Source organism: Neisseria shayeganii (assembly GCF_014054965.1).
In the GTDB taxonomy this organism is placed as follows: Bacteria; Pseudomonadota; Gammaproteobacteria; order Burkholderiales; family Neisseriaceae; genus Eikenella; species Eikenella shayeganii.
Genome location: NZ_CP059567.1, coordinates 1,210,687 through 1,231,446, shown reverse-complemented (window position 1 = coordinate 1,231,446; position 20,760 = coordinate 1,210,687). Strand labels below are relative to the sequence as shown.

At 59.7% G+C, this 20,760-nt stretch carries 18 protein-coding genes and 2 pseudogenes; 11 read left to right on the top strand and 9 right to left on the bottom strand.

The window, feature by feature from the left end:
• Positions 1-54: 54 nt before the first annotated feature.
• The 6 genes and pseudogenes from H3L94_RS06020 to H3L94_RS06000 form a co-directional block, all read right to left on the bottom strand.
• Positions 55-720: a DUF502 domain-containing protein gene (locus H3L94_RS06020; RefSeq protein WP_244958877.1), complete on the bottom strand. Its 666-nt coding sequence runs from the start codon at positions 718-720 to the stop codon at positions 55-57.
• Positions 721-790: 70 nt separating this feature from the next.
• Positions 791-1,025: pseudogene (locus H3L94_RS13000) on the bottom strand (ATP-dependent exonuclease).
• 37 nt (positions 1,026-1,062) lie between these two features.
• Positions 1,063-2,157, bottom strand: coding sequence for a phospholipase A (locus tag H3L94_RS06015; RefSeq protein ID WP_182121275.1), 1,095 nt, complete (start codon positions 2,155-2,157; stop codon positions 1,063-1,065).
• 133 nt (positions 2,158-2,290) lie between these two features.
• The gene (gene serC / locus H3L94_RS06010) at positions 2,291-3,391 is read right to left on the bottom strand and encodes a 3-phosphoserine/phosphohydroxythreonine transaminase (RefSeq protein ID WP_182121274.1); all 1,101 of its coding nucleotides are present in this window, start codon (positions 3,389-3,391) and stop codon (positions 2,291-2,293) included.
• 223 nt (positions 3,392-3,614) lie between these two features.
• On the bottom strand, positions 3,615-5,465 hold the full coding sequence (locus H3L94_RS06005) for a lytic transglycosylase domain-containing protein (RefSeq protein ID WP_182121273.1): 1,851 nt from the start codon (positions 5,463-5,465) through the stop codon (positions 3,615-3,617).
• Between the two features lie 120 nt (positions 5,466-5,585).
• Entirely contained in the window at positions 5,586-7,043 is a 1,458-nt protein-coding gene (locus H3L94_RS06000; RefSeq protein WP_182121272.1) for a TrkH family potassium uptake protein, read from the bottom strand.
• Positions 7,044-7,233: 190 nt separating this feature from the next.
• Here H3L94_RS06000 and menA point away from each other — a divergent pair, with 190 nt between their 5' ends.
• Positions 7,234-8,226 (top strand): 1,4-dihydroxy-2-naphthoate octaprenyltransferase, encoded by a 993-nt coding sequence (menA, locus tag H3L94_RS05995; RefSeq protein ID WP_182121271.1) that lies wholly within the window; start codon positions 7,234-7,236, stop codon positions 8,224-8,226.
• A 294-nt stretch (positions 8,227-8,520) separates the two neighbouring features.
• Here menA and radA read toward each other — a convergent pair whose 3' ends face one another.
• Together radA and H3L94_RS12855 are read right to left on the bottom strand one after the other, a co-directional pair.
• On the bottom strand, positions 8,521-9,900 hold the full coding sequence (radA, locus tag H3L94_RS05990) for a DNA repair protein RadA (protein ID WP_182121270.1): 1,380 nt from the start codon (positions 9,898-9,900) through the stop codon (positions 8,521-8,523).
• Positions 9,901-10,039: 139 nt separating this feature from the next.
• Positions 10,040-10,180, bottom strand: a pseudogene (locus H3L94_RS12855) (lipoprotein signal peptidase); the annotation flags it as partial.
• A gap of 64 nt (positions 10,181-10,244) precedes the next feature.
• Here H3L94_RS12855 and H3L94_RS05985 point away from each other — a divergent pair.
• The 3 genes from H3L94_RS05985 to H3L94_RS05975 all read left to right on the top strand — a co-directional run bounded on the left by H3L94_RS05985 (position 10,245) and on the right by H3L94_RS05975 (position 14,155).
• Positions 10,245-11,477, top strand: a complete 1,233-nt coding sequence (locus H3L94_RS05985; RefSeq protein WP_009118194.1) for an aspartate kinase — start codon at positions 10,245-10,247, stop codon at positions 11,475-11,477.
• A 348-nt stretch (positions 11,478-11,825) separates the two neighbouring features.
• Positions 11,826-13,166: an MFS transporter gene (locus H3L94_RS05980; protein WP_182121269.1), complete on the top strand. Its 1,341-nt coding sequence runs from the start codon at positions 11,826-11,828 to the stop codon at positions 13,164-13,166.
• 215 nt (positions 13,167-13,381) lie between these two features.
• Complete coding sequence (locus tag H3L94_RS05975; protein ID WP_182121268.1) at positions 13,382-14,155, top strand: SPOR domain-containing protein; 774 nt, start codon at positions 13,382-13,384, stop codon at positions 14,153-14,155.
• 21 nt (positions 14,156-14,176) lie between these two features.
• On the opposite strand, the gene H3L94_RS12850 is transcribed toward H3L94_RS05975, so the two are convergent.
• Complete coding sequence (locus H3L94_RS12850; protein ID WP_342355402.1) at positions 14,177-14,353, bottom strand: lipoprotein signal peptidase; 177 nt, start codon at positions 14,351-14,353, stop codon at positions 14,177-14,179.
• 86 nt (positions 14,354-14,439) lie between these two features.
• Here H3L94_RS12850 and H3L94_RS05970 point away from each other — a divergent pair, with 86 nt between their 5' ends.
• The 7 genes from H3L94_RS05970 to H3L94_RS05940 all read left to right on the top strand — a co-directional run bounded on the left by H3L94_RS05970 (position 14,440) and on the right by H3L94_RS05940 (position 20,648).
• Positions 14,440-15,129 carry a thiol:disulfide interchange protein DsbA/DsbL gene (locus tag H3L94_RS05970; protein WP_009117980.1) on the top strand — a complete coding sequence of 230 codons (690 nt, stop codon included), beginning with the start codon at positions 14,440-14,442 and terminating at the stop codon, positions 15,127-15,129.
• A 68-nt stretch (positions 15,130-15,197) separates the two neighbouring features.
• Entirely contained in the window at positions 15,198-16,025 is an 828-nt protein-coding gene (locus H3L94_RS05965) for an undecaprenyl-diphosphate phosphatase (protein ID WP_182121267.1), read from the top strand.
• Positions 16,026-16,121: 96 nt separating this feature from the next.
• Positions 16,122-16,655, top strand: coding sequence for an RNA pyrophosphohydrolase (locus H3L94_RS05960; protein WP_040659919.1), 534 nt, complete (start codon positions 16,122-16,124; stop codon positions 16,653-16,655).
• Between the two features lie 6 nt (positions 16,656-16,661).
• Complete coding sequence (trpC, locus tag H3L94_RS05955; protein ID WP_182121266.1) at positions 16,662-17,447, top strand: indole-3-glycerol phosphate synthase TrpC; 786 nt, start codon at positions 16,662-16,664, stop codon at positions 17,445-17,447.
• A gap of 58 nt (positions 17,448-17,505) precedes the next feature.
• Positions 17,506-17,886 (top strand): hypothetical protein, encoded by a 381-nt coding sequence (locus H3L94_RS05950; RefSeq protein ID WP_182121265.1) that lies wholly within the window; start codon positions 17,506-17,508, stop codon positions 17,884-17,886.
• A 45-nt stretch (positions 17,887-17,931) separates the two neighbouring features.
• Positions 17,932-19,497, top strand: coding sequence for a glutamine-hydrolyzing GMP synthase (guaA, locus tag H3L94_RS05945; RefSeq protein WP_182121264.1), 1,566 nt, complete (start codon positions 17,932-17,934; stop codon positions 19,495-19,497).
• 281 nt (positions 19,498-19,778) lie between these two features.
• Positions 19,779-20,648: an NAD(P)H-hydrate dehydratase gene (locus H3L94_RS05940; RefSeq protein ID WP_182121263.1), complete on the top strand. Its 870-nt coding sequence runs from the start codon at positions 19,779-19,781 to the stop codon at positions 20,646-20,648.
• Positions 20,649-20,760: the final 112 nt, after the last annotated feature.

The following is a 20,760-nucleotide window of genomic DNA, read 5'->3' as shown; positions in this document are numbered from 1 at the left end:
GAGGTGATTGGGTTAAGTGATCGGCAGATGCAGTGCGCTCTTCTGCGCTGTTTTTCAGGTAGCCTGGTTGTTTTCCGGCAGGGGATTGTCGTCGGGCAAGACCATGCCCAGCGAAATCACGTATTTCAGGGCTTCGTCCACGCTCATGTCGAGCGGGCGGATGTCGCTTTGTTTGACCATGATGTAGTAGCCGCCGGTGGGGTTGGGCGTGGTGGGCACGTACACAGAGACGTATTCTTCCCGGCCTAAGGCGGTTTGTAGGGCGGGGGCGACGGAGCCGGACACGAAGGCGATGGTCCAGATGTCGGCTTGGGGGAAGGGCACCAGCACGGGGGTTTTGAAGGAGCGGCTGTTGTCGGACAACAGCGACTCGGACACTTTTTTCACGCTGGAGTAAATGGATTTCACCACCGGAATGCGGCCGAGCAGATTGTCCCAGGCTTGGATGATTTTGCGGCCGAGTACGTTGGCGGCGAAAATGCCGGTGAAAAACAGCACCAATACGGCCACGACAAAGCCGAGGCCGGGCAGCTTGAAACCGATGTATTGTTCGGGTTGCCAGCGCGCGGGCAGCAGGTTGACCAGTTGGTCGGTGGCGGAAATGATGTAGGTGACCACCCAGATGGTCACGGCCACGGGCAGCCAGACCAGAATGCCGGTGATCAGGTATTTTTTGATGGCTTTGCCGATGCCGCCGCTTTCTGACGGTTTGTGGTCCATGGGGTGCGCGAAAAAGACGGAAATAAAGGCGCGCATTATACGCGCTTGAAGGGGAGGAAACGAGCGTTTTTTACCCTTTGGCGGCGGAAGGGCGGCTGGGATTTTCAGGTAGCCTGTTGTTTGCCGGCTGAGACCTTTGCAAAACCTCCAGATGTGAATGCGGTTCAAGGTGTAACAGCGCAGCGAACGTGAACGCTAGGAATCCCCGTGGGACAGACATATCACACGATAGGCAAGCGAGCGAGCAGTACCCATAGGGCATAAACGCACAATGCAGAAATGCGCCGCAGATGGGGGTTTTGCAAAGGTCTCAGGCTACCTGAAACAGCAGGCGGCGGGGGTTTATAAGCCGTCCCAGTCGTTCAACATCACGCCGATGCCGATGCTGTTGTGTTTGTGGTTGTAGTCGAGCAGGCTTTCGCCGTAGCCGTGGAAGCCTTGCAGGTAGCCTTTGAGGCGGCCGGCCAATGGGAAGGTGTAGTCGAGCTGAACGCCGCCTTTGCCGCTGGCGGGGTTGTAGCGCATCAGGGCGCCGAGGGTTTGGCGGTCGTCGAAGCGGTAGTGCAGGCGCAAATCGCCGTAGCCCATATAGCGGTTGATGTTACTGTTGTCGTCTTCGCGGCGGCTTTCGGGAATGCGCCACCACAAGCGGGGCAATACGGTGAGTTTGCCCCATTCCATACCCCCCATCAGGTAGAGGCGGTTCCACGAACGGGAGAGGGGGTCGCTTTGGCCGTTGGATTGATGCACCGCGCCCACGCCGAGCATGCGCAGGCGGCCGCCGAAGGGCAGGTCGGCTTTCACCGGTTGGGTGAGGATGAATTCGGGCTCGTAATCGGTGTTGCGGAAGGGGGAGGACATGGAGCCGTTGTACACCTGCCAATGCGAAATTTGGGTGTAGCCGAACCACAAATCGGCATGGGTGCCGAATACGTCTTCCATCAGTTTGGTTTTGAAGGAAATCTGCATTTTGGTTTCGGCGTGGTTTTGGTCGCTTTGGTCGGCCCGGTGTTCCGGCGAGGAAGGGTAGCGGTTGGGCGAGCTGTTGAACCAGCCGGGGAGCAGATAGATGGGGCGGTGCGGCCGGGCGCTGAGAATGCCGGAATCGTGGTTGCGGTCCAGATCAAAGGCCAGGCTCAGCGGGGTGTAGGCGGTGGCGTCTGTGGCGGTGTCACCGGCGGCGGCAGTTTGGCCGGTGGGCGTGAATATCAGCTCGGCTTTGCCGTGCTCGAAGCTGGCGCGGGCGCTTTCGCTCAAGTCGATGGCGGCTTTTTCGGCGGGCGGCGTTTCGGTGCCGGTGGCGCGGTCGTAGCAGGCCAGGCGGGCGGCGGGATCGCCGATTTGAGTGCAGGCCAGGACGGCTTGCTGGGTGTCGGCGGCGGCGGGAGAACACCAGCCGGCTAGAGTAAGCAGGGTAAGCAGGGTGGTCGGGCGCATGGCGGTGAAGGAAAGCTAAGGTGAAAAAGTTGGAGAAAGAAAGTATCGGCCCGCACGGAGTGGTCGGGCGGCATTTGGGCTACCTGAAATGCGCAAACCGCACGGAAAGTGCGGTTGATGGTTTGGCCCGCTGTCAGCCGTAGCGGTTTTGGAATTCGCGCATGAATTCGGTCAGCGCCTCCACGCCTTGCAGCGGCATGGCATTGTAGATGCTGGCACGCATACCGCCCATGCTTTTGTAGCCGCGCAGGAGCTGTAGGCCGCGGGTAGTGGATTCTTGGGCGAACCGTTCGTCCAGCTCGGCATTGCCGGTGCTGAAGATCACATTCATTTTGGAGCGGGCGTCGGCTTGGACGGGGTTGCGGTAGAAACCGCCGCTGCCGTCGATGGCCTCATAAAGAGTTTTGGCTTTCAAGGTGTTGATGGTTTCCATCTGCGCCACGCCGCCTTGCGACTGCAGCCAGCGGAACACCAAGCCGGCGATGTAAATCGGATAGGTAGCCGGTGTGTTGTACATGCCCTGTTTGTTGACGTGCGAACGGTAATTCCACACGTCGGGAATGCGGTCGGAACAGCGGTCCAGCAGGTCTTCGCGGATGATGACGATGGTGGCGCCGGACGGGCCGATGTTTTTTTGCGCGCCGGCGTAAATCACGCCGAAATCGCGCACATTGATGCGGCGCGACAGGATTTCGCTCGACATATCGCACACCAGGGGCGGCATGCCGTCGGCCAGTTTGGGCACCTCGCGGTATTGCAGGCCGTGCACGGTTTCGTTGATCACGAAATGGACGAAAGCCGAATCGGGGCTGATGTCCCAGCTTGCCACCGGCGGCAGGTCGGTGTAACCATTGGCTTTGCCGTCGGCAGCCAGGTGGATGGCGGCGTCGGACAGTTTGCCCATTTGCTTGTGGGCGATGGCCGACCAGTTGCCGGTGACCACGGAATCCACGCGTTTGAAGCCGTTGGCGAAGTTCATCGCCACCATATTGAACTGCGCGCTGGCGCCGCCTTGCAGAAACAACACTTTGTAGTTGTCGGGGATGTCGAGCAGCTGGCGCAGGTCTTGTTCGGCGTGGTAGAGAATGCTCATGAACACGTCGGAGCGGTGGCTCATGGTCATCACGGAAAAACCGGTGCCGTTGTAGTCGAACATTTCGCTTTGCGCGGTGCGCAGCACGGATTCGGGCAGCACGGCGGGGCCGGCGGAGAAGTTGTAGATGGGCGTGTTCATGGGTGGCTTTCTGGCTGAAGCTGAGGGTGGAATGTTGCGGCGCAAAATATAAGGGGATTCTATGCTGCCCGCTGTCTTCCCGCAAGGGTGGCGGGCGGCTTGTGCGGAAGAAAGCAGGCATCCTTTGGCTGTGCTAAGTGCCCGGCAAAAAAAGCAGGCTACCTGAAAGACTGCTAAATACAGTTTTCAGGTAGCCTGCGCTTGCGTGTGGGCAAGCCGTTTGCTAACGGGCGGGGATGGTGCCCATGCGGCGGGTGAGCGAGGTTTGCGGCTCGTTAAAGAGGGCGGCGTAGTAGGTGGCATTGGCCATCACGCGCTTGACGTAATCGCGCGTTTCGTCGAAGGGGATGGTTTCCGCATACACGGCGCCTTCCAGCGGCACGGAAGCCTGCCAGCGGCGGGCACGGCCGGGGCCGGCGTTATAGCCGGCGGTGGCCAGCACTTCGTGGCCGAGGCGGTTGCGGGCGTCGCCCAAATACCAGGTGCCCATGCGGATATTGCCTTCGATGCTGTGTAATTCGGCGGGGTTCATGCCGATTTTGTTGGCGATTTCGCGCGCGGTGGCCGGCATTACCTGCATCAGGCCGGTGGCGCCGACGCGGGAGCGCACGCCGATCATGAAGCGGCTTTCCTGACGGATCAGGCCGTACACCCAGGCCGGGTCCACATTGGCTTGGGCGGCGTAGCGGGTGGTGATGTCGCGGAAGGGCGCGATGTAGCGCAGGCCGTAGTCGAGCAGGCGGTCGGTTTTGTCGGCAGACAGAATGCCCATTTCATAGAAGCCCTGATCGTGCGCCAGTTTGGAAGCGGCGAGCAGGGTGGGCTCGTTGAAGCCGGCGATGGCATAGCGCCATTCGGCCTGTGCTTGGCGGCGCATGGTCCAGTCGCCGCTGCTTTGCGAGGCGCGGAACAGGCTCAGGGCGCGGGAGATGGCGCCGTCGGCCGCCACGCGGTTTACTTCGGCGCTAGAGGCTTGGCCGGTGTTGTTGCGGGCATCCACTTGGCCGCCCAAGGCTTCGGTGGCGAGCAGGGCGTAGAAGTTGCGGCCGGATGCGGCGGCTTGGCGGTAGAGGTTTTGTGCGGCGGCCTGCTGGCCTTCGGCGGCCAAGCTGCGGCCCAGCCAGTATTGCCAGGCGGGGTCGGCCTGCAGTTTGGCCGGCATGGCTTGGATGATGTTTTTCAATTCGCCCCAGCGGCCCAGGCGCAAGGCGCTGCGGGCGTACCATTCCCAATGTTCGCGGCTGAATTGGCTGCTGTCAGCCTGTTGGAAGAACTGCAGGGCTTGGGCGAAGTTTTGGTTGAGCGCCTGCTGGTGGCCGAGCACCGCCCAGGCAAAGCCGATTTGTTCGGGGCGCAGGCTGGCGGAGAGGCTACGCAAGCGGCCGGCAGCGCCGGCTTCGCGGCGGGCGTTTTGGCCGATGACGCTGTGCAACAGGGCTTCCTGACCGCCTTGGCTGCTGCTGTTGCCGCTGGTGAGTGGGTTTGGCAGGGGCGAGCCGAGGGCGGCGGCGAGGTTGCGCGCGTCGGTAATCTGGTTGGCGGCCAAGAGGCCGCGCACGCGGCGCCAAGCGGCGGCACGGTCTAAGCCCGGGGCCAAATGGTTTAGCAAACGGTTGCAGCCTTCGGGCAGCCGGCCCAGCTCGTTCAGCAGGCGGCCGACCCATTCGCCCGGGGCTTCCAAACCGGCCATGGTGGCATAGCAGCGGGTTTCTTGGTCACGCGCATCGGCTTTCAAGAGGTCGTATTGCTCGGCGAACAAGGGCCATTCGCTGCGGCGGGCTAGGCTTTTCAGCCATTGGTTGCGCAGGGTGTCGGCCATGGCGCTGGTGGGAGCGTGGCCAAGGAAGCGGGCGGCGGGGGCGTCGTCGTTTTGTTTGAGGGCTTCTTGGGCGGCGAGGAAGGCTTGGTAGTCGGCCAGCACTTTGGCGTCGGCTTCGGCGCTGCGGCTGCCGGGCAGCTGCACGTGTCCGCTGCTGCCCGATTTAACCGGCTCGACTGGGGTTTCCACTTGGCTGGAGCAGGCGCTGAGGGCGGCGGCGAGGGCAAGCAGGCGGAGGCGGTGGGGGATGTGCATGGGGAATCCTTCCTTTGGGCGGCCGGGGTGCGGCGCGGGGGAGAGCGGTTTCAGGTAGCCCGAATCAATCGGGAGAGCCGTGCGGCCGGATCAGGCTACCTGAAAAACAGGAATGAGGGTTTATTTGCGCCAATAGGCAGGGGTAAACAGAATCAGGACGGTAAAAATTTCCAAGCGCCCCAGCAGCATCACTACGGTGCACAACCATTTCTGCACGTCGCTGAGGGCGGCGTAGTTGGAGGCGGGGCCGAGACTGCCCAAGGCGGGGCCGGCATTGGTGATGCAGGCAATGGTGCCGGAGAGGGCGGTCACGAAATCGAGGCCGGAGGCCATCAGGGCGAAGGTGAATAATACCACAGTCATGAAATAGACGAAGATGAAGGCCAACACGGTGAGCGCCATGCGTTCGGGAATCTGGCGGCCGTTGATTTTCACGGTGTGTACGGCTTTGGGGTGCAGCAGCAGCAGCATTTCGCGCAGGCTGAATTTAAACAGCACCACGGCGCGGATGGTTTTGATGCCGCCGCCCGCGCTGCCGGCGTTGGCCAACACGTTGGCGAGGAAATACATCCACAGTGCCGGCAGCAGCGGCCAGGCGGCGAAGTTGGCGTTGGCATAGCCGTTGGCCAGGCCGATGGAGATGAAGTTGAAGCTGACGAAGCGCAGCGATTCGCCAAGGCCGGCATAAAACTCTTTGTACCACAGGTATAAGGTAAATACGGCGATGCTGCCCAAGAGGGTAAACGCCATCACGCGCACTTCGGTGTCTTTCAGGTAAACCGCCATCGAGCGTTGGCGCAGGGCGTAGAAATGGTTGGTGAAATTGACGGCGGCGATGATGCTGGAAACCGACAGCACGGCTTCCACCGCCACAGAATCGAAATAGGCGATGCTGGCATCGTGGGTGGAGAAGCCGCCCAAAGAAAAGCACGACATGGCGTGGCAGACGGCGTCGAACCAGCTCATGCCGGCCAGCCGCAGCGCCAGGCAGGTGAGTGCGGTGAAAAACACGTAAATCGCCCACAGCGTTTTGGCGGTTTGCGAGATGCGCGGCGCCATTTTGCTGTCTTTATTGATGCCCGGGATTTCTGCTTTGAAGAGCTGGGTGCCGCCCACGCCGAGCATAGGCAGAATCGCCACCGCCAGCACGATGATGCCCATGCCGCCCAGCCAATTGAGCATGTGGCGCCAGAAATTCAGCGAGGCGGGCAGCGAGTCGAGATTGTTCATCACCGTGGCGCCGGTGGTGGTGAGGCCGGAGATGGCTTCGAAAAAAGCGTCGGTGTAGCTCATTTCAGGCAGGTGCCAGAAAAAGGGCAGGGACGCCACGGCGGCAAAGCCGAGCCAAAACAAAAACACCAGGGTGAAGCCGTCGCGGGTGCGCAGTTCGCGTTGGTGGCGGCGGGTCAGCAGCCAGGCGGCCAGCGAGCCGAACAGGGTAACCAGCGCGGTGTCGGCGAACACCCAAAACACACCGTCGTCGTAAAACCAAGACACACCGGCCGGCGCCAACAGCAGCAGGGAGAATACCAAGCCGAGCTTGGAGAGGGCGTGAACAATGGGCGCGAGTTTGTACATAGCGGGGCGCGTACGGCGGAAGGGGTGGACGGATATTCGGGGGCGAACGCCGGCGGCGTGCGGGCGCGATTGTACCGAAAAATGCGGCCTGCTGCTGAATGTCGGCAGAGGGGCGCAACGACTGAGGCTGGCTGAAGGAATGGTGTGGCAGCCTGAAAAGCAGCGAATTGAATAATGAATAATAAAGAGTGTGGTTTGGCGGCTGCTTGCTTTGCCGCAGGGCTTTCAGGTAGCCTGTGCCGCTTTGGGTTTCGGTTGGGGCGGTATCGTGTTTTCCCTTTCTTGGCGGCTGTGGTGGCAGGCGGCGCGGCCGCATACTTTGCCTTTGGCGGCGGCATCGGTTTTGTTGGCCGCTTTGCCGGCCTGGCAGCAACAGCGTTTTCAGTGGCCGCTGTTCGCCGCCATGCTGTGTACCGCCTTGCTGTTGCAGATTTTTGCCAATTTGGCCAACGATTACGGCGATGCCCGCCACGGCGCCGACCATGCCCGCAGCGACCGTTTGTGCGGCAGCGGACGGTTGGGCCGGCCGGCCATGCGGCGCGCTTTGCTGTGCTGCGGCGCCTTGTGTGTGGCAAGCGGGGCGATATTGCTGTTTGTGTCGGGCGTAGCAGGGTGGCAGGCGGGCTGGCCTTGGTGGTTGGCCGGTGCGCTGTCGCTGGCGGCGGCTTGGCACTACACCGCAGGCAGCCGCCCTTACGGCTACCGCGGTGGGGGCGAAGCGGCGGTGTGGCTGTTTTTCGGTTTGCTCGCGGTGTGCGGCGGCAGCCTGCTCTACGGCTGCCCCTTGTCTTGGCCGCTGTGGACGGCGGCCAATGCACAGGGGCTGTGGTGCGCGGCGGTGTTGAACATCAATAATCTGCGCGACTTGGACAGCGACCGTGCCGCCGGCAAATACACCGTGGCCGTGCATTTGGGAAGGCAGCGGGCGGTGGCTTACCATGCGGTTTTGCTGGGTGCGGCGGCGGTGTGCTGGACGGCGTGGCTGTTCCACAGCCTGCCGTTTGCGGCAGCGCTCATGGCAACGGCGCTGTTGTGGCCGGTGTCGGCCGGCGCATGGCTGGCGCTGCGGCGGGCAGCGCGGCAAGACGGACGTCCGGTTTTCCACCGTCTGCTTGCGGGTTTCGGCCGCTGGATTCTGCTGTGGGCGACAGGCCTGGCCGGCGTGGTTTGGCTTGTGAGTTGAATGGGCAAGCGGTAAGGCTACCTGAAAGCATTTCAGGTAGCCTGAGACCTTTGCAAAACCTCCAGATGTGGATGCGGTTCAAGGCAAGCGAGCGAGCAGTACCCATAGGGCATAAACGCATAACGCAGAAATGTGCCGCAGATGGGGGTTTCAAAGGTTTCAGCCTGTTGCGATCAGCGCTAAGATGCGTCGCTTGGCTTAGGCCTAAGCCGTAACCCGACCATCATGCAATAGTGGTTCGGCTTGGCCGTGTCGGGTTGGCGCTGCGTTTCAAGCCAAGCGGCGCTTGCTGCCTCAATCCGCTGCGTGGCGGCACACCTCTACCGCCTCCTGCAAACTGCTCACGCCGTGAATCTGCAGGCCGGGAAAGTCTTTGGGGTGGCGCGGCAGATTGGCCTGCGGCACGATGGCGCGCTTGAAGCCGAGTTTTTCCGCTTCTTTCAAGCGTTCCTGCCCGCGGGCCACGGGGCGGACTTCGCCGCTCAAGCCAATTTCGCCAAAGGCCACCATTTTTTCAGGCAGCGGACGGTTGCGGAAGCTGGAGAGCATGGCGAGGATGATGGCGAGGTCGGCGGCGGGTTCGTTGATTTTCACGCCGCCGACCGCGTTGAGGAATACGTCTTGGTCGAAGCAGGCGATGCCGGCATGGCGGTTTAATACGGCCAGCAGCATGGCGAGGCGGTTTTGTTCGAGGCCGACGGTGAGGCGTTTGGGCGTGAAGCCGTGCGCGTCGTCCACCAAAGCCTGAATTTCCACCAACAGCGGGCGGCTGCCTTCTTGTGTCACCAATACGCACGAGCCGGGCACGTCGTCGCGGTAGCTGGCAAGGAAAATCGCCGAAGGGTTGGACACGCCTTTCAAGCCGTGTTCGGTCATGGCGAACACGCCCAGCTCGTTGGCTGCGCCGAAGCGGTTTTTGATGGCGCGGATCATGCGGTAGTTGGAATGCTGGTCGCCCTCGAAATAGAGCACGGTATCCACCATGTGCTCGAGTACGCGCGGGCCGGCGATGGCACCGTCTTTGGTGACGTGGCCGACCAAAATCATGGCCATGCCCATTTGTTTGGCCATGCGGGTGAGCTGGGCGGCACACTCGCGCACTTGCGATACCGAGCCGGGCGCGGAAGTGATTTGGTCGGAGTACATGGTTTGGATGGAGTCGATTACCACCACGGCCGGTTCGTGCTGTTTCAAGGCTACCTGAATTGCTTCCATGCGGATTTCCGCCAGCAGGTTGACGCCTTCGCTGTGTAAGCCCAAGCGCTGCGCGCGCAAGGCGACTTGTTGGGCGGATTCCTCGCCGGATACATACAGCACTTTGCGGCTTTTCGCCATCATCGCCACGGTTTGCAAGAGCAGCGTCGATTTGCCGATGCCGGGGTCGCCGCCGAGCAGAATCACCGCGCCGTTTACCAAACCGCCGCCCAATACGCGGTCGAGTTCGCCCATGCCGGTGGGTTCGCGCGGCACTTCGGTGGCGGTTACTTGGGAAAGCTCCTGCACCAGTGCCGTGTCGGCCGCCCACGATTGGAAGCGCACGTTTTTCGGCTCGGGCGCAGCAAGGCTTTCCTGCAGGGTGTTCCATTCGCCGCAATGCGGGCATTTGCCCTGCCATTTGGGCGTGGTGCCGCCGCATTCGCTGCATTGGTAAACGGTTTTCGGTGCTTTTGCCATGGCGTAGAGGGGAAGAAAATCGGAAGGCCGGCAGTGTAGCACAGCCGGCCAACGGAAAAAGCCGCCGCACCGCTTGTTTTTGCTGTGCAAAATAGGAATAATACCGCCTTTTTCCGCCGGTACCCGTGCCGGTTGGAAAAGGCTGAGACCTTTGCAAAACCCCCAGATGTGGATGCAGTTCAAGGCGTAGCAGCGCAGCGAGCGCAGACATATCATGGAGATAGGCAAGCGAGCGAGCAGCGCACAACGCAGAAATGCGCCGCAGATGGGGGTTTTGCAAAAGTCTCAGGCTACCTGAAACCTTTTGCAACCCTTCCCAGCTTATCAAGAAAGCATAGAAATCCATGGCTTTAATCGTACAGAAATACGGCGGCACCTCGGTCGGCTCCGCCGAACGCATCAAAAATGTGGCCCGCCGGGTGGCGGCCACCCGCGCCCAAGGCCACGATGTGGTGGTGGTGGTGTCGGCCATGAGCGGCGAAACCAACCGCTTGGTGGCATTGGCGCACGAAATGCAGGAGTTCCCCGATCCGCGCGAGATGGACGTGGTGTTGGCCACCGGCGAGCAAGTGACCATCGGCCTGCTGGCCATGGCGTTGAAAGACATCGGCGTAGATGCCAAAAGCTACACCGGTTGGCAGGTGGCGGTGCGCACCGACCGTGCGCACACCAAAGCCCGCATTGAGGAAATCGACGACGGCAAAATGCGGGCCGATCTTGAGGCCGGCAGGGTGGTGATTGTGGCCGGTTTCCAAGGCATCACGGCCGACGGCGATATCAGCACTTTGGGCCGCGGCGGCTCCGATACCTCGGCCGTGGCACTAGCCGCCGCCTTGAAAGCGGACGAGTGCCAGATTTATACCGATGTGGACGGGGTGTACACCACCGATCCGCGCGTGGTGCCCGAAGCCCGCCGCATGGACACGGTAACCTTTGACGAAATGCTGGAGCTGGCGAGCCTGGGCTCGAAAGTTTTGCAAATCCGTTCGGTGGAGTTTGCCGGCAAATACAAAGTCCGCCTGCGCGTATTGAGCAGCCTGATCGAGGGCGGCGAAGGCACATTAATCACTTTTGAGGAAGACGAAAACATGGAAAGAGCCATCGTATCTGGCATCGCATTCGATAAAAACCAGGCCCGTATCAATGTGCGCGGGGTGCCCGACAAGCCCGGCATTGCCTATCAGATTTTGGGCGCCGTGGCCGACGCCAATATCGAAGTGGACATGATCATTCAAAACGTGGGCGAGCAGGGCACCACCGATTTTTCCTTCACCGTGCCGCGCAGCGACTACAAAGCCACGCTGGAGCTGCTGCACAACAGCCAAAGCAGCTTGGGCGCCGCCGCCATCGACGGCGACGACACCGTGTGCAAAGTATCCATCGTGGGCTTGGGCATGCGCTCGCATGTGGGCGTGGCTTCCACCATGTTCCGCACCCTGGCAGAAGAGGGCATCAATATCCAAATGATTTCTACTTCGGAAATCAAAGTATCGGTGCTGATCGACGAGAAATACATGGAGCTGGCCACCCGTGTGTTGCATAAAGCCTTTGGTTTGGATCAAAACCAAGCGGGCTGATCAAGCGGAATACGCAAAAAGCGCCGGGCAACATCCGGCGCTTTTCTGTTTTAGGCTACCTGAAAACAGGCAAAACCAGCAACCATCGGTATGAATATGCTGCACTGCAGCATAAAAAAGCGCCGCTTGGCGATATATATTAATGGTTACTTACTCTATTTTTTTAAAAGGAAAAAGTGCCTACTCTCTAAATTGCTTAACATGTTAAAAATAAACCGGCAAAAAATCGTTGATTCCATTATTTTTTTACGCCTAAAATGCAGCCGCATCGGTTCTGGGTGCCGTGGAAAGTATGCGGCACCAGGCCGATGTCTGATTTGACAAGTACAATAATAGTGGAGAGAGCCCATGAGACATTCTTCTATCGACATCCAGTCGGTTATCGACCACGCCAAACTCACCCCCACCCATTGGCGGGTTTTGTTTTGGTGTACCCTGATCATTCTGTTTGACGGCTATGATCTGGTGATTTACGGCGTGGTGTTGCCCCGCCTGATGGAGGCTTGGCAGCTGAGTGCCGAAACCGCCGGTTATTTGGGCAGTTCGGCCTTGGTCGGCATGATGTTCGGCGGCACGATATTGGGTTCTCTGGCAGATAAATTCGGCCGCAAACGCATGATTATTATCTGCATGTTTATTTTTAGTTTCTTTACTGTAGTCAACGGCTTCGCCCGCACGCCCACCGAATTTGCCGTGCTGCGATTTTTGGCCGGCTTGGGTATCGGCGGCGTGATGCCAAATGCGGTGGCGCTGATGAGCGAATATTCGCCGAAAAAAATCCGCAGCAGCATGGTGGCGATCATGTTCAGCGGCTATGCCGTAGGCGGCATGCTCTCTGCGGTGCTGGGCATTTGGGTGGTGCCCAAATTCGGTTGGGAAGTGATGTTCTACATCGGCGGCCTGCCTTTACTGCTGTTGCCCTTGGTGGCACTCTACCTGCCCGATTCCTTGGCTTTCCTGCTGCAACGCGGCGACCACGCTCAGGTGCGTGATCTGATCCGCCGCATGGAGCCGCGCGAGCAGTTTGCTGACGATGCCGATCTGGTGTTGGATATTGCCAAGAAAGAAAAAGCACCGGTGATCGAGCTCTACCGCGAAAAACGGGCGCTGAGCACCACCATGTTCTGCACCTGCTTTTTCATGAGTCTCTTGATGTCTTACGGCTTAAGCTCCTGGCTGCCCAAGCTGATGCACATGGCCGGCTATGGCTTTGGTAACAGCCTGATGTTCCTGTTTGCCCTGAATGTGGGCGCCATTTTGGGTGCACTCAGCGGCGGTTGGCTGGCCGACCGTTTCCAACTGAAACCCGTGCTGTCTGCCTTCTTCTTCCTCGGTGCTGTGGCGCTGTTTATGCTCGGCTTTCCCAATCCGCAGCCGGTGCTGTATCTCTTGGTCACCATTGCCGGCGCGGCCAGTATTGGTGCCTCCATTCTGCTATACGCCTACGTGGCCCAATACTATCCGACCATGATCCGTTCCACCGGCATCGGTTGGGCCGCCGGCATCGGCCGCATCGGCGCCATTGTCGGCCCCATCATGGGCGGCACCCTGCTTTCCATGCAGTTGTCGCACCAAGTCAACTTCCTGGCGTTCTCAATCCCGGCCGTGATTGCCGCAATCGCCGTGTTGTTGGTGCAAACCCGTTACCAGTATGTCCATCAAGCGGTGGTGCAGCGTAAGGCTACCTGAAAACGCTTGGATACATTGTTTGTTGCCTACTTCCGCTCCTGTCCGCCAACGGGCGCGGAAGTTTTACTTGTTAAGCGCGCACGGGCTGCAAAACAGGATGCTCCAGTCTTGTAAAACGCTTACTTGCCGGGCTGTAAAGAAGGTGTAAAAGCGTTTCCGCCCCGTCAAACAGCTTTGCTAGAATACGCCACCGTTTTTACCCGATTTCCTGTCTTATGCAAAAAAACCACGGCAAAGGCCTGACTGGCTTTATTTTCGGGCTGTTGTTGGCCACGCTGATCATCGGCGCGGTTTTGTTTTTCCTGAACCACACCCCTTCAGGTTTCCGCCAGCCCGATCCGCCGCCGGAGGTGGTGTCTCAGCCGGAAGAGTTGACACCGAGAGGCTCAAGAGTGCGTCCCCAAGTGCCTGTGTCGGCACCGAAAGACGGCGGCTTGGCCGACCCTTGGGGTGAGGTTGCCGAACACGATGCTTCCGAAGCGGCTACCCTGCCGGCCGTGCCGTCGCAAGCGGAAGACGAGCCCAAGCCCGAAGCACAGCCGGTGCCGGCGCCTAAGCCCGACCATCGCGGCACGGCCGAATCGAAGCCGCGCCAGCCTGCAGAACCCAAGCCGCCAGCCCGTGAGCCGCGGCCGGATCCCAAGCCCACTCCGGAGCAGATTCTCAACAGCGGCAGCGTGGAAAAAGCACGCGAACAGGTGCGCCGCGAGCAGCAGGGCAGCCGTGCCGAAAGCCGTCCTGCCGAAGCGGCACCCAGCGGTCGGGTGGTGGTGCAGATGGGTTCCTTCAACAATGCCGAAGCGGCCGATGCACAACGCGCCAAACTGGCCATGCTCGGTGTGAATGCCCGCCTCAGCCGCGCCACAGGCAAAGACGGTCAAACCGTTTACCGCATTCAAAGCGGCCGCCTCAGCAGGGAAGAAGCGCAACGGCTGACCGAGAAGCTGCGCCAAAACAATATCGACAGCCTGACCCGCAGCGCCGAATAAACCGTGCCGCCGCAAGGTCCGCTATAATGTGGCGGCTTTCAGGTAGCTTGAAGCCAGGCTGAGACCTTTGCAAACCCCCCCCAGATGTGGATGCAGTTCAAGGCGTAGCAGCGCAGCGAGTGCAGACATATCATATAGATAGGCAAGCGAGTGAGCAGCACACAACGCAGAAATGCGCCACAGATGGGGGTTTTGCAAAGTTCTCAGGCTACCTGAAACATTGTCCGGCTTACCCTGCCCACTTTCCCACATTTTTCAAACCCCCAGTCTTCTAGAGAACCATCATGAAAAAACTGAAAACCGTTTTGTTTGCCGTCTGCACGGCCTTAAGCGCTGCCGTGGTGCAGGCTGAAGCCGTGGAGGGCAAAGACTATATTGTGCGCAGCAATGTGATTGAAGCCGTACAGCCCGATAAAATCGAAGTGGTGGAGTTTTTCGGTTATTTCTGTCCGCACTGCCAGCGTTTAGACCCCATTATCCTGCGGCATGTCCGCACCTTGCCTGCAGACACGGTATACCGCACCGAGCATGTGGTGTGGCAGCCCCAGCATTTGCCGTTTGCCCGTCTGCTGGCGGCGGTGAACCAAGCCGGCGTGAAACGCCAAGCCAATCCGGCCATTTTCCAAGCGGTAATCAATGAAGGCAAAAATCTGGGCGACGAGGCCACTTTCCGCGCTTGGGCGCAGCAGCAGGCATTCGGCAGCAAGCTGTTGGCCGCTTATGACGACCCGAAATCGTCTGCCGCCGCACACAATATGCAGCAGCTGACCGAACGCTATCAAATCCAAAGCACTCCGCAAGTGATTGTGGGCGGCAAATACGAGCTGACTTTTGCCAACGGTTTTGAAGCGGGCATGAAAACCTTGGACGAACTGGTGGCGAAAGTGCGCACCGAGCGCGGTATGCCGGCTGCCGCGCCCAAAGCCGTTTTGCCAAGTCGCGGCGGCTCCTTTGCCCGTCAGGCCAACCAATAATTGTTTTTCTTTTTCAGGTAGCCTTGGTGCAAATCAAGGCTACCTGAAAACGTTTGAAAGCCTGTTTTATGGATGTGATGCTTGCTTTGAAAGCCCTGCTGCTCGGTATCTTGGAAGGGCTCACCGAATTTCTGCCGATTTCCAGTACCGGCCATTTGATTGTGGCCGGCAATCTGATCGGTTTCGACAGCGAATACACCGCCTTCAAAATCGCCATTCAGTTGGGTGCGGTGTTGGCCGTGGTATTCGAATACCGCCGCCGCTTCGCCCATGTGCTCACCCACATCGGCAAAGACCGTCAGGTCAACCGTTTTGTGGGTAATTTGATGATTGCTTTTGTGCCTGCTGCGGTGGTGGGGTTGTTGTTTGACGATTTTATCGAACAGGTGTTGTTCAACCCCATCAGTGTGGCTGCGGCTTTGGTGGTTGGCGGTTTTCTGATTTTGTGGATTGAGAAACGCCAGCAAAACCGGGCGCCCAAAGTGGCGACGGTGGACGACATGCGGCCGCGCGATGCGCTGGTGGTCGGGCTGGCGCAGATTCTGGCGCTGATTCCCGGCACTTCCCGTTCCGGCAGCACCATCATGGGCGGCATGATGTGGGGTTTGGAGCGCAAGGCGGCCACCGAGTTTTCCTTTTTCTTGGCCGTGCCGGTGATGATTGCGGCCACCGGCTACAGCATGGTGAAAAACCTGCACGTTTTTACCTGGCAGGACATCGGCCTGATCGCCATCGGCTTTGCGGCGGCTTTTGCGGCGGGTTTGCTGGCGGTAAAAGCGCTGCTGCGTTTCGTGTCGAGCAAAAACTATGTGCCCTTCGCCTATTACCGCATTATCTTCGGCGGCATTATCTTGCTGACTTGGCAGCTGGGTTGGGTGGACTGGACGGTGAAATAAGCCGCGGTGCCGGTTTGGCTGCCGTGTCTGCCTTTGCCGAATGCGGCGTTTTATGGGAAAATCGCTGCCATTTTTATATTTCCGGGCGAAAGAATCATGCTGGACAGAGAAGGTTATCGCCCCAATGTCGGTATCATCATTACCAACCACCGCAACGAGGTGTTTTGGGGTAAGCGTGTGCGCGAGCATTCGTGGCAGTTTCCGCAGGGCGGCATCAAGCCCGGCGAAAGCCCCGAGGCCGCCATGTACCGCGAACTGCTGGAAGAAGTCGGCCTGTTGCCGCATCATGTGAAAATCCTCGGCCGCACCCGCGACTGGCTGCGCTACGATGTGCCGAGCAACTGGATCCGCCGCCAATGGCGCGGTTCTTACCGCGGCCAAAAACAGATTTGGTATCTGCTGCGCCTCACCGGCCGCGAAAGCGACGTGCATCTGCGTGCCAGCAGCCAGCCCGAGTTCGATGCCTGGCGCTGGCATGAGTATTGGGCGCCGATAGATGAAGTGATCGACTTCAAAAAAGACGTGTACCAAGGCGCTTTGCTCGAACTGTCGCGCTTCTTGCACGGTTTGGAAAGCTTGGAACATTTCCATGTCCGCCAACAGCGGCAGATCAGCCTGCCCGATTTGTGAGTGCCCATGAGCGATATTCTGAACCGGATTCTGAACACCAAACATCAGGAAGTGGCTGCCGCCCGTACGGCGCAGCCTTTGGCCCAAATGCGCGCCCAGGCGGCCGATATGCCGCCGGCGCGCGATTTTGTAGGCGCCATGCGCGCCAAACATGCCGCGGGCGAGGCTGCTTTGATTGCCGAAATCAAAAAAGCCAGTCCGAGCAAGGGGCTGATTCGTGCCGATTTCCATCCCGAAGCGCTGGCCCGCGCTTATGAGGCGGCTGGTGCGGCCTGTTTGTCGGTGCTGACCGACGAGCAGTATTTCCAAGGCCATGAAGGCTACCTGAAAGCCGCCCGCGCCGCCGTTGCCCTGCCGGTGTTGCGCAAAGACTTTATGGTGGATGAGTACCAAATCTACCAAGCCCGTGCTTGGGGCGCAGACGCGGTGCTGCTGATTGCCGCCGCTTTGAGCGCGGACCAGCTGGAAACCTTCGAGGGCATCGCCCACGAATTGGGCATGGCCGTGTTGTTGGAATTACACGAAGCGGCAGAGCTCGACAAATGCCGCCGCCTGAGTACGCCGCTGCGCGGGGTGAACAACCGCAATCTGCGCACCTTCGACGTGAGCCTACAACACACTTTGGACCTGCTGCCTGAATTGGCCGGACATATGGTGGTGGCCGAAAGCGGCATCCGCCACCGTGAAGACGTGCAGTATCTGCGCGGGCACGGTGTGCACAGTTTTCTCATCGGCGAAACCTTTATGCGCGCCGATGACGTGGGCGCAGAAGTGCGCCAGCTGTTTGCCTGACGGCCCGGATGGCGCTTTTTAGGTAGCCTGCCGAGGCTTTGATCTTTAGGGGATGTTCATGAAACACAAACTGTTTTCCTTGCTGCTACTGCCTTTGGCTGCATTCGCCCCAGCCGAAGCCATACCTTGCGGCTCTGCGTCTGCTGATATCGATGCGGCGTTTATCTTTGCGGCTCGGTGTGTGGAAGTCATGAGCCCGGCCGAACGGCAGGAAGTCATGGATGTGATGGAAGCCATTCAGCGGCAAACCGACCGTTGTGTGCGGGATAAGCAGCAGATTAATACCGTGCCTTCGCCTGAGGGCATGAACGAAGCGTTAAAAATGGTGCTGGGCAATCCTGTGCCGCGCCAGCGCGACACGGTGCTTGCCGAATGCCGCCAATCCACCCCGATGCCGGTTTTGCGGCAACGCTACCGCAGCTTGATGCCGACTCCCTAAGTTTTTGCTTGTTTCTTTATTTGATTGATTTCTGATTCCTTTATCATGACCCCAGACAAAATCCTCATTCTCGATTTCGGCTCGCAAGTCACCCAACTCATCGCCCGCCGCGTGCGCGAAGCCCATGTGTATTGCGAACTGCACTCTTACGACATGCCTTTGGAAGACATTAAAGCCTTCAATCCCAAAGGCATTATTCTTTCCGGCGGCCCCAATTCCGTTTACAACTCCGACTATCAGGCCGACACCGGCATCTTCGAGCTGGGCATTCCCGTGCTCGGCATCTGCTACGGCATGCAGTTTATGGCGCACCACCTCGGCGGCGAAGTGTCGCCCGGCGACCAACGCGAATTCGGTTACGCCCAAGTGAAAACCATCGACAGCGAACTGACCCGCGGCCTTGCAGACGGCCAGCCCAACACGCTGGACGTGTGGATGAGCCACGGCGACAAAGTATCCAAGCTGCCCGAAGGCTTCTGCATCATCGGCGACACGCCGAGCTGCCCGGTGGCCATGATGGAGCACGCCGAAAAACAATTCTACGGCATCCAATTCCACCCCGAAGTGACCCACACCAAACAAGGCCGCGCCTTGCTCAACCGCTTCGTGCTCGACATCTGCCGTGCACAACCCAGCTGGACCATGCCCAACTACATCGACGAAGCCGTGGCCAAAATCCGCGAACAAGTCGGCAGCGACGAAGTGATTCTCGGCTTGTCCGGCGGCGTGGATTCTTCCGTAGCCGCCGCTCTGATCCACCGCGCCATCGGCGACCAACTCACCTGCGTATTTGTCGATCACGGCCTCTTGCGCTTGAACGAAGGCCAAATGGTGATGGACATGTTCGCTCGCAATTTAGGCGTCAACGTGATTCACGTGGATGCCAGCGACGACTTCATGGGCAAGCTCGCCGGCGTCACCGATCCCGAGCAAAAACGTAAAATCATCGGTGCCGAATTCGTCGAAGTGTTCCAAACCGAAGCCGGCAAACGCCAAAACGCCAAATGGCTGGCGCAAGGCACGATTTACCCCGACGTGATCGAAAGCGCCGGTGCCAAAACCAAAAAAGCCCATGCCATCAAGAGCCACCACAACGTAGGCGGCCTGCCCGAAACCCTCAATCTCAAGCTGCTCGAGCCCTTGCGTGACCTGTTTAAAGACGAAGTACGCGAACTCGGCGTGGCGCTGGGCCTGCCGCGCGAAATGGTGTACCGCCACCCCTTCCCCGGCCCCGGCTTGGGTGTGCGCATTCTCGGCGAAGTGAAAAAGGAATACGCCGACCTCCTGCGCCGTGCCGACGATATTTTCATCCAAGAGCTGCGCAACACCACCGACGAAAACGGCACTTCCTGGTACGACCTCACCAGCCAAGCCTTTGCCGTGTTCCTGCCGGTCAAATCCGTCGGCGTGATGGGCGACGGCCGCACTTACGAATATGTGGTGGCGCTGCGCGCCGTCGTCACCAGCGACTTCATGACCGCCCATTGGGCCGAACTGCCTTATTCGCTGCTGGGTAAAGTGTCCAACCGCATCATCAACGAAGTACGCGGCATCAACCGCGTGGTGTACGACGTCAGCGGCAAACCGCCGGCCACGATTGAGTGGGAGTAATGCCAGTTGAGCCGGCTTGTGTCCGGTGTTGAACGGCATCCGTCGGGGCTGATGCGCATCAGCGGCCGACGGATGCTTTTTTATCGGGCTGGAATGAGGCTTGCCGCTGAGCCGTTTGCCAATAGTTTCAGGTAGCCTGACTTAAAGAATGGGCGGATAGATGTTTGATTGATACATCTGCATCAGCTTTCCCCTTATCCCGGCATCTGCCTTTTGTCTGCTTGCTGATGATGGCATACCTTAAGATTCAGGCTACCTGAAAGCCACCCTAGGAGAATGATATGCCGCTGACCCGTATTCTGCCGCCCGCCCGCTTGCAAAGCGTCCGCCAGCGTTTTCCCCGCTTGGTGCGGCCGCGTGCCGCCGACAGCCATAAGGGCAGCTACGGCACGGTGGCGGTGATCGGTGGCAGCGAGGGCATGAGCGGAGCCGGGGTATTGGCGGCGGTGGCGGCTTTGAAGGGCGGGGCGGGCAAGGTGTGGCTAGGTTTTGCCCAGGAACAGCTGCCGGTGCCTTATCTGCCTGTCCATCCCGAAATCATGCTGGCGACGGCGGCGGCTTTGTTGCAGCGGCAGGATGCGAGCGTGTACGCGGTCGGCTGCGGTTTGGGTCAGAGCGAAGCCGGACAAAGCCTATTGCATGCTGCTGTGGCCAAAGCGGCAGAGAGCAGTGCCCCTTTGCTATTGGATGCGGATGCCTTGAATCTGCTGGCCGTTGCTCCGCAAACCTTGCCGGAGAATACGATTTTGACGCCGCATCCTTTGGAAGCGGCCCGTTTATTGGGCTGCGGCACTGCCGAGGTGCAGCACAACCGCCGCCGTGCGGCGATGGCCTTGGCCGAGCGCTACGGCTGCCATATCGTGCTGAAGGGGCATGCCAGTTTGGTGGCCAATCCGCAGGGGCGGATTGAGGAGAACGACAGCGGCAATGCGGGCTTGGCCACGGCCGGCAGCGGCGATGTGTTGAGCGGTTTGATTGCGGCGCTGCTGGCGCAGGGTTTGCCGCCCTATGAGGCGGCGGTGGCCGGTGTTTGGCTGCACGGCGCGGCGGCCGAGTTGTTGGCGGTACAGAGCTGCGGCCCGATCGGCCTGACCGCGGGCGAGCTGCCCGATGCGGTGCGTGCAGTGCGCAATTTTGTGGTGGCGGGGTAATCGCGGTTTCGCCGGCAGCCAGATGGCTGACTGCATGGCGGGATGGCAAGGTATGCGCTGGCGTTGGTAAACAGCCGAAACCTGAGCAGGTTTCGGCTGTTTCATTGGCTTA